We start from the raw sequence: 17574 nt of genomic DNA, 5'->3' as shown, positions 1-17574 counted from the left end.
CACAGGCCCCATGGAGCCTTTTCTACACAGAAGAGATGAAATTCCTTATCAACTCATTTTATGTTAGTGTACAAGAACTGAAGTAAATTTATAACGTTTTTCGGGTAGTTGCAATGCAAACAAGTGTACATTGGTTAGAGAATGTTGCTTTTGAAGCGAAATCAGAAAGTGGTCACAGTGTAGTGATGGATGGTTCTGCTGAGTATGGTGGTGAAAACCGTGGGCCACGTCCTATGGAGTTGATTTTAATGGGACTTGGTGGGTGTGCTTCGTTTGATATTGTGACTATTTTAAAGAAATCACGCCAAGATGTGACCGATGTTGTATGCCAGTTAAAAGCGGAGAGAGCTGATTCTATTCCTGCGGTGTTTACAAAAATTCACTTACATTTCGTAGTAACAGGTAAAGCGGTTAAAGCAAAGCAAGTTGAAAAAGCAGTTGAACTTTCAGCAGAAAAATATTGTTCTGCGAGCAAAATGTTGTCTGATGGTGGTGTAGAAATCACACATGACTTTGAAATTGTAGAAGCTGATTAAGACTTAATTATTAAGTTTAACTAAAAAGTGATCTATTTGTTTAGATCACTTTTTTATCGACATAGTTTTTATTTTAGTAATAATTGTGGGTCTATCCGTGCATCATTTAAACTCATTCCCCAGTGCAGGTGTGGACCAGTGACTCGACCTGTATTTCCCACTAAACCTAAAAGTTCACCTTGAGTAATATGTTGTCCCTTTGAAACATCAATTTTACTGAGATAGCAGAACATACTGATTAAACCTTGAACGTGATCAATCAAAACAGTCTTAGCATTGAAAAAATAATCACCAGTTTGAACGATAATGCCATCTGCTGGCGCTACAACTTTTTGGCGAATTGGTGCTGGAATGTCTAGACCTGAATGTAGGGCGCGTTCTTCATTATTAAAGAAACGTTTGCGTCCAAATGAGTTACTAAATTTGCCTGCTGTTGTTGGAATAAAACTTGGAAATTTAGTCCCCTGCATGTCGTGAATTCTGTGGTAATTGAGCGATAGCCATCTGAATAAGGAAAAGGCAAATACTAGCTATTACAATTCTTCTTAAATGCATAACGATCATTTTTAAATGAAGTAAAGACTTAAGGTAAAAGTTTCACCCTAAAATAACAATATGGATATTGTTTAAATCAGAATAGATAGAAAATTATACAAAATATACTTGAAATAGATTGTTTATATACCCATATTATTGCTGAGTTTTATAAAGTTTAATTTAAACAAAATATTGAAAAATATATAAATTTTATTTGAAATTTTAAAAAGTGTTCCCATCTTAGTGATAAGTTAAAAATTTGTTGTGAGGAATAACAAGAATGCGCTTTGAAAAATTTACGAACCGTCTACAGCAAGCTCTTTCAGATGCACAATCATTGGCAATGGGTAAAGATCATACTTCTATTGCGGGTATTCATATTTTATCGACTTTACTAGAAGAGCCTGCCAATTTAAGTTTGTTGCAGCAATCAGGTGCACGCTTGCCAGAGTTAAAACAAAAGTTAGAACAAGCAATAAGAAATGCACCGACTTTATCAAATCCAACTGGAGATATTAATCTTAATCCTGAAGCGGTAAAGATCTTAAATTTAGCTGATCGTTATGCGCAAAAAGCAGGTGATGAATTCTTATCAACAGATTGGGTGTTATTAAGTTTAGCGGAAACGGGTGAAACCAAAACGATATTAAACAGCGTTGGGGTAACACCAGATAGTTTACGCAAAGTAATTGAAAATATTCGAGGAAATGACAAAGTCATGAGCAATAATCATGAAGATCAACGCGATTCATTGAATAAATATACCATTGATTTAACAGAACGTGCTTTGGCTGGTAAGCTTGATCCAGTTATTGGTCGTGATGATGAAATACGTCGCACGATACAGGTTTTATCACGCCGAACTAAAAATAACCCAGTCTTGATTGGTGAACCTGGCGTGGGTAAAACTGCGATTGTTGAAGGTCTAGCGCAACGAATTATTAATGGAGAAGTTCCTGAAAGTCTAAAAAGTAAACGGGTATTGTCTTTGGATCTAGGTTCGTTGCTTGCAGGTGCTAAATATCGCGGTGAGTTCGAGGAACGTTTGAAAGCCGTTCTGAATGATCTTGCAAAACAAGAAGGTGAAGTCATTCTATTTATTGATGAATTACACACGCTTGTAGGTGCAGGAAAAGGCGATGGTGCAATGGATGCAGGTAATATGCTTAAACCTGCTTTAGCACGTGGTGAGTTGCGTTGTGTTGGAGCAACAACTTTAGATGAATATCGTCAATATATTGAGAAAGATGCTGCCCTAGAGCGTCGTTTCCAAAAAGTACTCGTTGATGAACCAAGTGTGGAAGATACCATTGCGATTTTACGTGGTCTAAAAGAAAAATATGCAACGCATCATGGCGTGCAAATTTTAGACTCAGCAATTATTGCAGCTGCAAAAATGTCGCATCGTTATATCACGGATCGTCAATTGCCTGATAAAGCCATTGATTTAATTGATGAAGCTGCTTCACGTATCAAAATGGAGATCGATTCTAAACCCGAAGCTTTAGATAAACTTGATCGCCGTTTAATCCAATTGAAAATGCAATTAGAAGCAGTGAAGAAAGATGCAGATGCTGGCAGTAAAGCTGAAGTGAATCATCTTGAACAGCAAATTGCTGAAAAGCAAAAAGAATATAATGATCTAGAGGAAATTTGGAAAGCCGAGAAGACACTCGTTGAAGGTGATAAGAAAGCTCAGGTTGAATTGGATCAAGCACGTGTTGCTTTAGAAAAAGCAAAACGTGAAGGTGATTTGGCTGAAGCAGCACGCTTACAATATGGCGTGATTCCTGAGTTGCAAAAACGCTTGGAACAAGCGGAAGTCGCAGAGGAAAATGAAGAACCGAAGCTAATTCGTACCAAAGTGACTGAAAATGAAATTGCTGAAGTAGTGAGTGCGGCAACAGGCATTCCTGTGGCGAAAATGCTACAAGGTGAACGTGAAAAACTACTGAATATGGAAGACTTTTTACATAATCGTGTAGTCGGGCAACATGAAGCTGTGGTTGCAGTTTCCAATGCAGTCCGCCGTTCACGTGCAGGTTTATCTGATCCGAATCGTCCGAGTGGATCATTCTTATTCCTTGGACCGACAGGTGTGGGTAAAACTGAGTTAACTAAAGCATTAGCAAATTTCTTGTTTGATAGTGATGATGCAATGATTCGTATCGACATGTCTGAATTTATGGAAAAGCATTCTGTCAGCCGTTTAGTGGGTGCTCCTCCGGGATATGTGGGTTATGAAGAAGGCGGGGTTTTAACAGAAGCTGTTCGTCGTAAGCCATATAGTGTGGTGTTATTTGACGAAGTGGAAAAAGCGCATCCAGATGTATTCAATATCCTGTTACAGGTATTGGATGATGGTCGCTTAACTGACTCTCAAGGTCGTGTTATCGATTTTAAAAATACGGTCATTGTGATGACATCTAATTTAGGCTCACAAGATGTACGTGAATTAGGTGAAGGTGCAACTGATGAGGAAGTTCGAACAGTGGTCATGAGCGCTGTAACTCAGCATTTCCGTCCAGAGTTCATTAACCGTATTGATGAATTAGTCATTTTCCATTCGTTGAAAAAAGCTCAAATTCGTGGTATCGCGGATATTCAATTGGATCGTTTACGTTCACGTCTGAGCGAACGAGATATGGCTTTAACTGTCGATGATAGTGCATTTGATCTATTGATTGATGCTGGTTTTGATCCAATCTATGGTGCACGACCACTAAAACGTGCAATACAGCAACAAGTTGAAAATAACTTGGCTCAGAAAATTTTATCTGGTGAATTCCAGCCCGGAGATAATATTCTGATTAAAGGCGATAGTGGGCAGCTTGTGTTTGATAAAATGAAACTTAGCTAAATCTAATTTGAATGATTGGCTAAAAAGATGGTGATGAAAATCACCATCTTTTTTTATATCAGTGCAATTTATCTGATTTCTTAAGGAATATTACCAATGACATTGCGATTTTATGAAAAGCTTGGTAGTTTCGGAATAAATAAGAAAAAAATTCAGGATGAATTAAAATGGAGAATAAGCAACATTATTACACTTATATTGGTGTAATTATGTTCATAACAGCATTTCCAATAGTAGGTTGGGCTGTGCAACCGATGACAGAGGGAACTTTAGCCTTACAAACAGGTATGTTGACCAAGGCGCTGCCTAATATTATCGAAAAAGCTCAACGAGATGCGATGAAGCCAGAGGAAGAACGTTGGCGTTCTCAACGCATATTGAGTGACCGTAATTTGCGTGAAATAAGGATCAGTATGCTTGCTGAAGGTGCTTTATCACCTTATGAAGAACAAAAGAAAACGTCTGTAATGGATGTGCGGGAAAAGAAGAAAGCAAGTATGAAGCCCCATGATGAGGCTCCAGATAACTTCATGATTTATGAGTTTGATTCTCCTAATGTAAAAAGAACCAAATTCACATTTAAATAATGAGAAAAATCATTCCTTAAATTTGATTATGTTGGATTTTCCAAGCACGATGAATTTTTTGATTACGTTTAAAGTCTAAGCCTATCGTTTCAGAAGTAATTTCTTCGACATGATAGATTGCTTCGATTTCTTCATCTAACTCAAACCCACGATAGTTATTTGAGAAGTACAAAGTACCATCACTGGTTAAACGATTCATTGCACGTTTAAGCAGGGAAACATGATCACGCTGTACATCAAATGTACCATAAAACTTTTTTGAGTTAGAGAAAGTTGGAGGATCAATGAAGATGAGATCATATTGTTCATGACCTTCTTTTAACCATTCAAAGCAATCACTCGAAAAGAACATATGTTGTTCATCAGCATGATCCACCGTTAAACCATTCAATACAAAATTTTCTTTTGACCAATTCAAATAAGTATTTGATAGGTCGACACTCGTAGTACTTGCTGCACCGCCAAGTGCTGCATGTAAGCTAGCAGTTGAGGTATAGCTATAAAGATTAAGAAAGTGTTTGCCACGTGCTTCTTTGGCAATTCTTAGACGAATTTGACGATGATCTAAGAATAAACCAGTATCTAAATAGTCTGTTAAATTGACGAGAATTTTAGCTTTGCCTTCCTGCACAATAAAACGTTTAGACGCAGTGCTTTGTTTCTCATATTGATTGGTTCCCGTTTGCTTTGCACGGGTTTTGATAAAAATTGCGTCACGATTTAAGCCAGTCACTGCACGAATGGCAGCTAAACCCAAATTAAAACGTTTTTTGGCTTTTTCAGGATCAATTGTTTTGGGTGGTGCGTATTCCTGAACATGCAAACGATCTCCATATAAATCGACGGCAATGTTAAAATCAGGTAGATCGGCATCATACAAACGTAAGCAAAAAATATTTTCTTTCACAGCCCATTTTTTTAAGGCTTGCATATTTTTTTGCAAACGATTGGTAAAGTCTTCTGCACCTTCAATTTTTTCAAATTGCTGAGGTTGCCATGTTGCCAAAAAAGGTTGGGTGACGGTTGCTGGCTTGATGGTACCAAAACGCACGTAGATTGGTAATTTACCATTCATCAAACGTAAAGTTTGAGGTTCGGTGATAGCCAGTACATCTGCTTGTTCAATTTGTGCTGCAATCACGGCAACAGGCTGATTTGGAAAATTCTTCTGTAATAATCCTGATAAACCTAAATAGAATGATCGACTAGAGGCCTTATCACCTAAACGTTCCCCATAAGGAGGGTTGGTGACAACAAAGGCTTTTTTACCTTCAGCATGGAAATCATCCCAATCTGCTAAAGTCCGTTCTTCAATTTGAATTTGGTCGAGTATTTTTTCAAAACCTGCTGCAATGATGTTTTGGCGAGTGGCTTTAACCGCTTCCCAATCCGCATCGTAGGCATAAAACTTGGGTAGAGGTTGCTCTAAAGCCTTTGCATGACGTTCTGCTGCTTCTGCTTTCAGTGATAACCACAATTCACGATCATGCCCATGCCAACCATTAAAACCAAAACGTCTGATTAAACCTGGTGCACGATCCGTTAAAATCATGAGGGCTTCAATAATGAATGTGCCTGAACCACACATTGGGTCAAGAATTAGATCAGGTTGTAGTTGTTGTAATTGTGCTTTTTGTAAGATTGCTGCTGCAAGGTTTTCTTTGATCGGTGCATCCGTCATAAAACGGCGATAGCCACGCTTATGCAGAGAATCACCTGATAAATCTAGGCAGTAAGTATGCTCAGTTTTGCCAGCCAATACATAAAGTGTAATTTCGGGTTGTTTAATATCAATACTTGGGCGTTTGCCAACCGCCTCCATAAATGAATCAACAACACCATCTTTAACTCGTAGTGTAGCAAACTGTGTATTGACTTTAATTTCGCGTTCTACATGTAGGCGAACAGCAAAGGTACTTTGTGGTGCAAAAACAAGAGACCAATCAAAGCTAATCGCACCCTCGTAGAGTTCTTCTGCAACATCACGCGCGTCATGTGTGAATTCAAGTTCATGGGTATGTATTGGTAACAACACACGAGAGGCTAAACGAGACCACATACAAACGCGATAGGCATTCTCAAGTGTGCCTTTAAATATTAAACGCCCAGCAAAACGTTGGATATTTTGAATGCCTAAATTCTCAAGTTCTTGTTGTAATAAGGTTTCAAGCCCGTCAGCACAGGTCACCCAATAGTCTGTTAGACGTGGTTTAGCGTTCATTCAAATTTCCAAAAACATTTTTAGCAATCGACTATTTTAACTGATTTTGGAAGAGAAATACGGTTTTTCTTTTGATGTTTAGCCTTATTATGTTCCATAGATTAATTCTAATTTGTGGTCTAAGGCATATTGTGAAACTCTTTGGATTAGTAATACGGTATTACTTATTTAGATTGAATCACGTCTTTGCTTTAAATTTTCAGCATATGTTTTTTACTTATCAGATAAGTTCACCATGTCATAAAATAATTTTTATTTGTTTTGAATGGTTGGTACATATTTTGCTTTCTAAAGCTGGATTATCAAGAAATACTTCTCCCAACGATGTGAGGACTTTATGAAAGCAAATACGAACCATGAACTTGTACTAAATGCCGAAGCTTTTTCTGTTGCAACTCAAATGTATGTGCGTTTAAGACGAGTCTGTAGTCGTGTGATTGATGTGATGTATTTGGTGCATGACCAAGCTTATGCTAGATATATTATGCAAATTGCACTGGAAACGCGCGATGCCGAATTAGCGCATTATGTTGAGCGTTTAAGTCATTTGCTTGATTTATATCCTGAGTCTGAATCAACATTATTTGTAGCAGAACCAAAGCAAACAAATGATGAAGAACTTTACTTTGCCGAAGTCACTGAAGAGGAAATCTATCGGGCACAAGTATCGCATCACTATATTGGTGCGCTCCGCTAGCCGAATCTGTTGCAACTCTCTCATTTAATGCAACATAATGGTGAAAAGTTGTTCTGCGAAAGTAGAGAAATTGGGCTACACTATGCAAGTTTTGGTGATTCGACCTATAGGAATCTTTTATGCATATTGCAGCCCTGCATCAACCAAGTCAGGTTCAATTGAATCAACAAGGAAATTTAAAGCACTTCTTAACCATTGAAGGTCTTTCTAAAGAAAGCCTGACCAAGATTTTAGATACCGCACAAAGTTTTTTAGACGACAATAATAATTTGATTAACCGTCCGTTGTTAGAAGGGCTGACGGTAATGAATCTTTTTTTTGAAAACTCTACTCGAACTCGCACTACATTTGAGGCAGCTGCAAAACGTTTGTCTGCAAATGTTCTGAATATCGATATTGCACGTTCAAGTACCTCTAAAGGTGAAACCTTACGTGATACGCTTTGGAATTTGGAAGCGATGGCTGCGGATATTTTCGTAGTTCGTCATTCATCTTCTGGGGCAGCACATTTTATTGCTAAAGATGTTTGTCCTAAAGTGGCAATTATCAATGCAGGTGATGGTCGTCATGCGCATCCAACGCAAGCGATGCTAGATATGCTGACCATTCGCCGTGAAACCAAGAAGCCATTTGAAGATTTAACTGTGGCGATTATTGGTGATATTAAACATTCGCGTGTAGCACGTTCCAATGTGGCTGCTTTACAAACACTAGGTTGCAAAGATATTCGCGTGATTGCACCAAATACGCTGTTACCGGTTGGTTTTAATGAATATGGCGAAAATGTACGCCTGTTTAATAAAATGGATGCAGGCGTAACAGACTGTGATGTGATTATTGCATTACGAATTCAAAATGAGCGTATTGATTCACCTGCATTATCTTCACAATCTGAATTTTACAAAATGTATGGACTTAATAAAGAACGCTTGGCGCTCGCTAAACCTGATTGCATCGTTATGCATCCTGGTCCAATGAACCGTGGTGTTGAAATTGATTCAAGTATTGCGGATGGAGATCAATCGGTTATTTTGAAACAAGTAACCAACGGTATTGCAGTACGAATGGCGGTACTGGCACTTGCGATGCAAGGGCAGTTACAAGAACAAGGTTTAATTGAAGCGATTGCACTTTAAAGGATAGATCACATGAGTATTGTAAAAATTGAAAATGTCCGTGTGCTCGATCCAATTCAAAAAACTGATCAAGTTCAAACGGTTTATATTAAGAATGGTAAATTCGTTGATAGCGCAGATCAAATTGATGAAACGATTAACGGTCAAGGTAAATGGTTAATGCCAACCATGGTTGACTTGTGCGCACGCTTACGTGAGCCAGGGCAACAACAACATGGGACATTAAAGTCAGAAGGTAAAGCTGCGCGTGCAAATGGTATTTTACATGTCATTACTCCACCAGACTCAAAACCTATCGTACAAGATAATGGCGCACTTATTCATGGTCTGATTGAAAAGGCACAATTAGATGGTGGTATTTATCTACATATTATTGGTGCACAAACTCAAGGTTTGAATGGGAAGCAGCCGGCTAATATGGCAGGTTTAAAGAAAGGTGGTTGTACTGCTGTTTCTAATGCCAATGCAGCATTTGAAAATGATGATGTTGTGATTCGTACTCTTGAGTATGCTGCTGGTTTGGATTTGACCGTTGTCTTCTATGCCGAAGAGCCACAGCTTGCAAAAGATGGTTGCGCGCACGAAGGTTTTATCGCTTCTCGTCAAGGCTTACCAATGATTCCAGCGATCGCGGAAACAGTTGCAATTGCTAAATACCTTTTGATGATTGAAGCAACAGGCGTGAAAGCACATTTTGGTTTATTGTCTTGTGGTGCGTCAGTTGATTTGATTCGCGCAGCTAAAGCTAAAGGTTTGCCAGTCACTGCGGATGTTGCGATGCACCAATTACATTTGACTGAACAACTCACTGATGGTTTTAACTCACTTGCGCATGTTCGCCCACCATTACGTTCTGAGCAAGATAAAGCTTTGTTACGTCAAGGTGTGAAAGAAGGCGTGATAGATGCAATTTGTACTCATCATGAACCATTAAGTAGCTCAGCAAAAATGGCGCCTTTTGCAGAAACACAACCAGGAATAACGGCTTTTGATACTTATGTAGCTTTGGGTGTACAACTGATTCAAGAAAGTCTGTTTGAACCATTAGAATGGGTTGAAAAAGTGACTTCAATTCCAGCGCAGGTTGCAAATATGACTGAACGTTGGCAACAAGAAGCAGGTTGGGTGTTGGTTGATCCAGAACTAGAATGGGTAGTATCAAAAGAGACAATTTTATCTCAAGGTAAAAATACACCTTTGCTAGGCCAGACCTTGAAAGGTAAAGCGGTACAGACATTCATCTAAACTTTGTTTCTGAGCAGAATAGGTTTTGTGACTTATTCTGCTTAACTTTTTAGTGATTTAATTCATTATTAGAAATTTTCCGTAAATAATTTAATAATGGATAGCTTTGCTTGTATATAGGTCGAATAAAAATGAGAATTACATTTATTGGTGCAGGACGCGTTGCTTATCATTTAGCAAAAGTATTACATCCTGATCACCAGATTGTACAAGTTTTTAGTCGTGATTTAGAAAAAGCAAATCGTTTAGCATCGTTAGTGGAAGCTACTGGGATTAATCATTTTGATCAATTAAATCCCAATACTGATCTCGTTATTATTGCTATATCTGACCAATCCATAGCTGATGTTATTCAGAAAATTAATCATTATTTACAGCAAGCATTAATTGTTCATACCTCAGGAAGTACCAGTTTAGAGGTGCTTTCAACAGTACATGAGAGATCTGGCGTATTTTATCCCTTACAAACTTTTAGTCATGAGCGTGCGATTGATTGGGCAGAAACACCTATGTTTGTCGAGGCAGTTCGGCACAATGACTTGGAGTTGCTCGCTTCATTAGCACATAGTCTGACTTCGAAGGTTTATCAATATAGTTCTCAACAACGTCAGACATTACACATGGCTGCTGTTTTTGCATGTAATTTTAGCAATTACTGTTATGATCTTTCTAAACAAATTGTTGATGAGCAACAGGTTGATTTTTCTTTACTTTATCCATTGATTTTAGAAACTGCTCAAAAAGCAACAATCAATAATCCTAAAGAAATGCAAACAGGTCCTGCAATGCGTGGTGATGAAAATATTCTAAAAATGCATCAACAGTTATTAGAAAAGAATTCAGGAAGCGATCTTGTGGATGTTTATAAACTTTTAAGTGAAGGTATTATGAAACGACATTTACATGGAAAATAATGATAGGGAAACCATTTCATTTTATTTGTGATGGACAAAATTTGAATGATTTTTAATATCAAGAGATGTTAGAACATCATGTATTTGTATTCTAGAAAATCGAGCGATTATCTGTAAATACATTGAGCTGATATCATTTGTTAAATATCAGCTTAAAAAAAGAATGTAAATGTGCCTCAAGCTTAATCAATTTTTCTGTTTAAAACGATGTTTACATTTGAGACAAAGATAGTCTTGGAAAATATTTTTGTCGATCGCCACACCTGCTTTTTTCCCAAAAATATTACCCGCGATTCCTCCAGTAATTCCGACACTAATTGCACCTACAAATGTTCCAATAGTCCCACCCACAATGACGCCTAATGGACCTGCTACAGTACCAATCGTGGCACCAACTGATGCACCTGTTGCAGCTCCACCCACTGTTCCAGCCGTAGTTCCCGCCGCTGTCATTAGAACTCCGCCTGTTGTTTTTAGTAATTTGTTATGATCACGTACTTCGATTTCTGTAGAACTACATTTGGGGCATTGCAGTATTTTTTCCATAAAACCAACCTATCTTCATCATTGAGTTAAATCATTACAGTGAATAGCACTCATTGTTTATGAAACGATAACTTCTTAAAGGGATGTAAAAATTATCTGTTTCTTATTTTAGCTAAATATGAGTAAAAAATATTTATAGATCATGTAAATAGAACAACTTAGGTTTGATCAGGTTTGATTCTATAAAGTCAGTTCGATAATAACGGTTTGAGAGATATAGTTTTTATCGTCTATGGACACCAGAGAGCATTCAGTTTTTGTTCTTTTAAGATTTAAAAAATGAATATGAGTAAGCCAATAAGAGATAAATAGCATTAAATAAATAATATTTAATGCTATTGGTATTTGAAATTTTAAGAGTCACTACTTAATTTTTTTAAAAATAAAGTCATTGATCTTGTGACCAGATTCAAGTCCACGACGCTCAAATTTGGTTACTGGACGCCATTCAGGGCGAGGGTAGCTATTACCTTTACCTGCTAAATTTTCCATGTCTGGACGATTATCTAAAATATCAAGCATCCATTCTGCGTATGGCTCCCAATCAGTAGCAGCATGGAAGGTACCTCCAAGCTCTAACTTCTGTTCAACCAGTTGCATACGTTCATGAATCACAAAGCGTCGTTTAAAGTGGCGCTTCTTCTGCCATGGATCTGGGAAGTACAGTTGCACACAGTTAATGCTGTTGTCAGGCATTTCACGTAATACTTGAATCGCATCTGCATCAAGTACAAATAAATTCTTCAAGCCAGCCATACCAGCTTCATACACGCATTGTGCAATTCCTGGTACATGTACTTCGATTCCGACAAAATTACGTTCTGGATTGGCTTTTGCCATGAGTACCAAAGAACGCCCCATACCAAAGCCAATTTCAACAGTTAAAGGTCGTTCAGGATGTTCAAAGTGTTGACGTAAATCACCAACGGGGTATTCCAAAATTAAATCACGATAATCTTCTAAAGCAGTCCGTTGTGATGTATTAAGCGGAGCTGAACGACGCATAAACGTCACAATTTCACGGTGCTCAGGCAAATTGTCGAGTTCCGTAATTTGCGTTTCTAACTGATCGTTTGACATGATTCTGGAGATATAAATATAGAAATGCCGTATTTTAAGTGTTCATCAGGTCAAGTCAAATCTTTAAATGATTTTATTTGATCATTTGTTTTTCCAAACGATCAAAAACTTGTAAAAAAATCTTCATGTTTTTGTCACAGAGATTGAATAGCCTAATGTCGATTTAAACATTAAGTAAAAATTTATGAAAAATTTTAAATTCCATTCGATTGCAATTTGTTTAGGCTTATTGGGGGCTTCTTCGGTATTTTCTGTGGCACATGCCCAGTTGATGTTTAGCCAATATATTGATGGTAGTAATAATAAAAAAGGATTAGAAATTTATAATCCAGATCAAACAGCCGTTAATTTAGCTGATTATGAGATTCAACAGTTTAATAATGGTGGTACATCTAAGCCATTTGTCTATCCTTTAGTCGGAAACCTTGCGAGTAAGGGGCGCTTTTTAGTTGGACATACTGCTTTACAAACTGAGTTAGGGGATAAGGTCAATCAAGTCGCTGCACTTTCGTTTAATGGCGATGATGCCATTTTATTGGTTTATAAAGGCAAAGTGGTAGATCGTTTTGGAAGATTGGGTGAGCAACCAGCTTCTGGTGGCTGGGGCACAACAACAATTAGTAAAGCGAATAGCTTTACTCGCTTACAAACGGTAAATCCTGTAGCTGAGGTTGATCCTAAAACTATATTTGATCTTGATAATTCTTGGCGTGCATGGAAAGATCGGAATGATTTTTCAAATCTAACAGGCTCAACAACACCTCCTATTACTGAAATAGTCAGTTGCTCAAGTAAGGACACCGCGATTGCAGATTTAAATAATAAAGCAACTCAAGGGCAAAACTATACGCTCCGTGGTGTGATCACTGCTGATTATCGTTATGAAAATGGTTTCTCTGGTTTTTATATTCAAACTATTGATAGCAAAGCTAAACCAAACGTGAGTAATGGGATTTTTGTTTATATTCCAGCGAGTAGCTCTGTTAAAGGCGGGCAAGTTGGGGATGAAGTGATCTTACGAGGACGTTTGACTGCGTATCAAAACCAATTACAGATTGATCAGTTACAGCAAGATATTTTGACTTGTAATAGCAATATGGCAAATCAGGTACAGCCAAAAAGTGTTGATTTACCGTTTCATAGTTTGACTGAATTAACTGCAAATTCACCGCAACTTTATCAAGGGATGTTGGTAAAACTACCGCAAACTTTAACCATTAGTGAAAATTATAACTATGGTCGCTTTGGTGAGCTGTCACTGAGTAAGGAACGATTATTTATTCCAACAAACTTATATCCACCTTTATCTGCTGAGGCAAAAGCATTAGCACAGAAAAACTTATTATCGAAGATTATTTTAGATGATGGTTATAACAATCAAAACAGAACGCCTTGGTTGCCGCAGAGCTTCAGTGCAACAAATAGTTTGCGCTCTGGTAATCAACTTAAGAACATTGAAGGGATTTTAGAATACCGTTTTAATGGTTGGCGCATTCAGCCTATTCAGGGGCGTAGTCTCCCAGAATTGGTCACTAAAACACCATCAAGACCAAATGTCGCCACTAAAGATACGCAGTTGATACGTGCAGCAGCATTTAATGTCTTAAATTATGACAATGGCAAAACAGGATTTCCAACTGAGCGTGGAGCATCTAGTCAATCTGAATTTGATAAACAGCATCTGAAAATTATTAAAGCTTTAAAAGCAATTGATGCCGATGTATACGGTTTGATGGAAATTGCAAACAATGGCTATGATAAAAATAGTGCAATTGCATATTTAACCCAAGCTTTAGGCGCTGATTGGAAATATGTAGTTCCTGAAAATCAGGATCGTTTAGGAACAGATGTGATTGCTGTTGCCATTATTTATAACAGTAAACGTGTAAAACCTGTGAACAAGCCAGTTGTACTTGATTTAGGTGATAAGAATAGATCGACGATTGCGCAAACTTTCCAACCGATTTCTGGAAAGCAAATGTTCACGATTATTCCTAATCACTTGAAATCTAAAGGATGTACAGGTGTTGATACGAATACAACAGATGCTGATCAAAAAGATGGGCAGGGTTGTTGGAACCCAACACGTGTGAAAGCTGTTGAACAACTCGTTCAATGGATGGCAAAAAATCCAACTCAGGTTGAAAAGCCAAACATCTTAGTTTTGGGTGATATGAATAGTTATGCTAAAGAAGATCCGATTCAGGTGTTTGAAAAGGCAAATTACAAAGTTCTATTAAATGACAAATTTGTAGGGCAAGGTGAGCAGGCTTATAGCTATGTGTTTGGTGTATCAAGTAATGCGGAAGGTTATGGCGGCGCAGGCAATTTAGATCACGCAATCGCAGATGCAAATTTATATAGTAAAGTAAAAAAAGCATTTACTTGGCATATCAATGCAGATGAACCAACAGTCTTAGATTACAACGAAGAATATAAAACCGATGCACAAAAAGCATTATTTTTCTCAGAAGATGCTTATCGCTCTTCAGATCATGATCCTGTAATTGTTGATCTTGATATGAGTGATGCCGAGAATAAACCTTCACCGTCAAATACTTCATCGGGGAGTTTTGGATGGTTATCGATCTTAGGTCTTTTGGGTCTTGCAAGTTTTTCCAAGCGCTCGAGAAAAGATAAAGTGTGATCTATGCAAAAAGAGGAGGATAGAAGTAATCTATTCTCCTCAAAAAATGATCTATTTGAGCAGGATATATACGATGATAATAAAAAGTTGACATAAGACTACTTGCAAAATCATGTAATTTCACTAATAGTCAGATCATTCAGTATTTTTTACTTTTTTTGACAAATTTGTGGAAACACATTTTGCAAATTATGGTAAAGCATTTTAGAACATAAGAGTTAGATAACAAGGATCAATTATGAAGTTGTATTACTCACCTGGTGCTTGCTCATTGGCAGCACATATTATTTTAAATGAAATAAATGTAGATTTTGATTTAGAACGCGTTGATCTAAAAACACATAAAACCTCGAAAGGGGTAGATTATTATGAAATTAACCCGAAAGGTTATGTTCCAGCTTTAGAGATTAATCCTGGTTTAATCTTAACTGAGAACGTTGCAATTTTACCGTTTCTGGCACAACACGATCCTAAACAGGATTTAATCCCACCATCGGGCATGGGGCGTGCCAAAGTCCTTGAATGGTTAGGTTATTTAAATTCTGAGTTGCATGATGCTTATGCAGTTTTCTTTAGTGGTAATTTAACGGATGATGAAAAAACCAAAGCGTATGCTGAAGTAGATCGTTTACTGAAATATATCGACAATTATTTAGCTGAATCAGAATATGATTATTTAGTGGATGATAATTTTGGTCCAGCAGATGCGTATTTATTTGTACTTACAAATTGGTCAAATCATATTGAACACGATTTAACACCATATATTCATATTATCGCTTTGCGTAATAAAGTCGCTGAACGTCAGTCGGTTCAAATTGCAATGCGTGATGAAGGATTACTCGGTTAGTTTTCTCTGCATTAAAAAAGCCTCTGTGATCAGAGGCTTTTTTTATAATCAAAAGATTATTGTTGAGCTTTTTGTTTTACATCAGCAGCGCCGTTTTCAACTGCACCAGCAACTTTAGCAGTTGCATCACGTGCAGCGGCTTCAGTTTTTGCAGCAGCTTCAGCAGTTGCATGAGCAGTATGATCAGCAGCAGCGTCGATTTGATCAGCAGCAGTATCTACCGCAGTAGCAACATTGCTCGCTGCAGAATCAGCAGCATTTTTCACATCAGCGCCAGCTTGTTCAGCAGCGTTTTCTAAATGTTCGCCAGTAGTTGCCCCAGTTTCAGGCGCTTTATCTTTATTACAGCCTACAAGCGCAACAGTAGCAGCGAGACCTAATGCAACAAGTAATTTATTCATTTTCATGTTTCCTTTTCTTTGTGGCATCCAATAGGTATGGATAGCGAAAATATAAACATAAATTGTATGAATAATAAAGTTGAAAATTTGTTGATAACTTGTAAAAACACGCACTTACATTTTTTAAATGTAAATGCGTGTACATGTTTTTAGATTATTTTAAACACCAGAGCGGATCATATAATCAAAAGCGGATAGAGACGCTTTGGCACCTTCACCTGTGGCAATAATGATTTGCTTGTACGGTACGGTGGTACAGTCACCCGCAGCAAATACACCTTTGACATTGGTTTCATTACGATCATTGATCACAATCTCACCACGATTGCTGAGTTCAACCGCACTGTTCTTCAAGAAATCTGTGTTTGGTAATAAACCAATCTGCACAAAGATTCCTGCAAGCTCAACTGTATGTTCAACATCAGTCGCGCGATCTTTGTATTTCAAGGCAGTGACTTGTGAACCATCTCCGACCACTTCAGTACTGAGCGCATTTAAGATCACAGTGGTATTCGGCAAGCTGTTTAATTTGTCTTGCAACACTTGATCTGCACGAAGCTTGGTATCAAACTCAACCAACGTCACATGCTCAACAATTCCTGCAAGGTCAATCGCTGCTTCTACACCTGAGTTACCGCCACCAATCACCGCAACACGTTTGCCTTTGAATAATGGGCCATCACAGTGTGGGCAGTACGCAACACCACGGGTACGGTATTCCGCTTCACCCGGTACATTCATTTCTCTCCAACGTGCGCCTGTTGAAAGAATAATGGTTTTCGATTCAAGCTTAGCCCCATTTTCCAATTCAACTTCAACCAGACCATTCGCGGTTTGATCTGCACCTGTGATCTTGCTGACACGTTGTAAATTCATGATATCCACACCGTACTCACGTACATGGGCTTCCATATCTTGAGCAAACTTTGGACCTACAGTTTTTTGAACCGTGGTGAAGTTTTCAATGTCCATAGTATCCATGACCTGACCACCAAAGCGTTCAGCCACGATACCTGTTTTGATCCCTTTACGTGCTGCATAAATCGCTGCTGTACCACCTGCAGGACCACCACCAATCACCAATACATCAAAAGCATCTTTGGCATTGAGTGCTGCGGCATCTTTCTCAGCAGAGTTGGTATCTAGCTTCGCCACGATTTCTTCCAAAGTCATACGACCTTGTCCAATATGTTCATTGTCTTGAAACACCATCGGTACAGCTAAGATTTTGCGTTCTTCGACTTCTTCTTGGAAGAAACCACCATCAATCATGGTCGCCGTTGCATTCGGGTTATAGATTGCAATCAAGTTGAGTGC

14 protein-coding genes and 1 pseudogene are annotated in these 17574 nt (G+C 38.0%); 9 read left to right on the top strand and 6 right to left on the bottom strand.

What is annotated here, in order from left to right; all coding sequences use genetic code 11:
- Positions 1 to 113: 113 nt before the first annotated feature.
- On the top strand, positions 114 to 536 hold the full coding sequence (locus CDG56_RS07815) for an OsmC family protein (protein ID WP_004662601.1): 423 nt from the start codon (positions 114 to 116) through the stop codon (positions 534 to 536).
- A gap of 68 nt (positions 537 to 604) precedes the next feature.
- Here CDG56_RS07815 and CDG56_RS07810 read toward each other — a convergent pair.
- A pseudogene (locus tag CDG56_RS07810) lies at positions 605 to 988 on the bottom strand (M23 family metallopeptidase); the annotation flags it as partial.
- A 365-nt stretch (positions 989 to 1353) separates the two neighbouring features.
- On the opposite strand from CDG56_RS07810, the gene clpB reads away from it, so the two are divergent.
- Together clpB and CDG56_RS07800 are read left to right on the top strand one after the other, a co-directional pair.
- The gene (clpB, locus tag CDG56_RS07805) at positions 1354 to 3933 is read left to right on the top strand and encodes an ATP-dependent chaperone ClpB (RefSeq protein WP_087547506.1); all 2580 of its coding nucleotides are present in this window, start codon (positions 1354 to 1356) and stop codon (positions 3931 to 3933) included.
- A gap of 167 nt (positions 3934 to 4100) precedes the next feature.
- Positions 4101 to 4520: a hypothetical protein gene (locus CDG56_RS07800; RefSeq protein ID WP_087547505.1), complete on the top strand. Its 420-nt coding sequence runs from the start codon at positions 4101 to 4103 to the stop codon at positions 4518 to 4520.
- 16 nt (positions 4521 to 4536) lie between these two features.
- Here the strand turns inward: CDG56_RS07800 and rlmKL are convergent, their stop codons facing one another.
- Positions 4537 to 6741 (bottom strand): bifunctional 23S rRNA (guanine(2069)-N(7))-methyltransferase RlmK/23S rRNA (guanine(2445)-N(2))-methyltransferase RlmL, encoded by a 2205-nt coding sequence (gene rlmKL, locus CDG56_RS07795; protein ID WP_087545226.1) that lies wholly within the window; start codon positions 6739 to 6741, stop codon positions 4537 to 4539.
- Between the two features lie 337 nt (positions 6742 to 7078).
- Here rlmKL and CDG56_RS07790 point away from each other — a divergent pair, with 337 nt between their 5' ends.
- The 4 genes from CDG56_RS07790 to CDG56_RS07775 all read left to right on the top strand — a co-directional run bounded on the left by CDG56_RS07790 (position 7079) and on the right by CDG56_RS07775 (position 10733).
- Positions 7079 to 7438 (top strand): hypothetical protein, encoded by a 360-nt coding sequence (locus CDG56_RS07790; protein WP_005159614.1) that lies wholly within the window; start codon positions 7079 to 7081, stop codon positions 7436 to 7438.
- A 119-nt stretch (positions 7439 to 7557) separates the two neighbouring features.
- Complete coding sequence (locus CDG56_RS07785) at positions 7558 to 8574, top strand: aspartate carbamoyltransferase catalytic subunit (protein WP_005159617.1); 1017 nt, start codon at positions 7558 to 7560, stop codon at positions 8572 to 8574.
- Positions 8575 to 8586: 12 nt separating this feature from the next.
- Positions 8587 to 9819, top strand: a complete 1233-nt coding sequence (locus tag CDG56_RS07780; RefSeq protein WP_087537348.1) for a dihydroorotase — start codon at positions 8587 to 8589, stop codon at positions 9817 to 9819.
- A gap of 131 nt (positions 9820 to 9950) precedes the next feature.
- The gene (locus CDG56_RS07775) at positions 9951 to 10733 is read left to right on the top strand and encodes a Rossmann-like and DUF2520 domain-containing protein (RefSeq protein ID WP_087547504.1); all 783 of its coding nucleotides are present in this window, start codon (positions 9951 to 9953) and stop codon (positions 10731 to 10733) included.
- A gap of 186 nt (positions 10734 to 10919) precedes the next feature.
- Here CDG56_RS07775 and CDG56_RS07770 read toward each other — a convergent pair whose 3' ends face one another.
- Together CDG56_RS07770 and trmB are read right to left on the bottom strand one after the other, a co-directional pair.
- The gene (locus CDG56_RS07770; RefSeq protein ID WP_087547503.1) at positions 10920 to 11279 is read right to left on the bottom strand and encodes a hypothetical protein; all 360 of its coding nucleotides are present in this window, start codon (positions 11277 to 11279) and stop codon (positions 10920 to 10922) included.
- Between the two features lie 363 nt (positions 11280 to 11642).
- Positions 11643 to 12359 carry a tRNA (guanosine(46)-N7)-methyltransferase TrmB gene (gene trmB, locus CDG56_RS07765; RefSeq protein ID WP_004662584.1) on the bottom strand — a complete coding sequence of 239 codons (717 nt, stop codon included), beginning with the start codon at positions 12357 to 12359 and terminating at the stop codon, positions 11643 to 11645.
- A 184-nt stretch (positions 12360 to 12543) separates the two neighbouring features.
- On the opposite strand from trmB, the gene CDG56_RS07760 reads away from it, so the two are divergent.
- Together CDG56_RS07760 and CDG56_RS07755 are read left to right on the top strand one after the other, a co-directional pair.
- The gene (locus CDG56_RS07760) at positions 12544 to 15006 is read left to right on the top strand and encodes an ExeM/NucH family extracellular endonuclease (protein ID WP_087547502.1); all 2463 of its coding nucleotides are present in this window, start codon (positions 12544 to 12546) and stop codon (positions 15004 to 15006) included.
- 238 nt (positions 15007 to 15244) lie between these two features.
- Positions 15245 to 15856, top strand: coding sequence for a glutathione binding-like protein (locus tag CDG56_RS07755; protein WP_087547501.1), 612 nt, complete (start codon positions 15245 to 15247; stop codon positions 15854 to 15856).
- Positions 15857 to 15912: 56 nt separating this feature from the next.
- Here CDG56_RS07755 and CDG56_RS07750 read toward each other — a convergent pair whose 3' ends face one another.
- Complete coding sequence (locus tag CDG56_RS07750) at positions 15913 to 16257, bottom strand: hypothetical protein (RefSeq protein WP_087547500.1); 345 nt, start codon at positions 16255 to 16257, stop codon at positions 15913 to 15915.
- A 159-nt stretch (positions 16258 to 16416) separates the two neighbouring features.
- Positions 16417 to 17574, bottom strand: a 1158-nt coding sequence (ahpF, locus tag CDG56_RS07745; RefSeq protein WP_143225697.1) for an alkyl hydroperoxide reductase subunit F, incomplete at its 5' end; no start/stop codon positions are given.

This window comes from Acinetobacter sp. WCHA39 (assembly GCF_002165385.1).
Classification (GTDB): Bacteria; Pseudomonadota; Gammaproteobacteria; order Pseudomonadales; family Moraxellaceae; genus Acinetobacter.
This window is presented reverse-complemented; position numbering and strand designations above follow the sequence as displayed.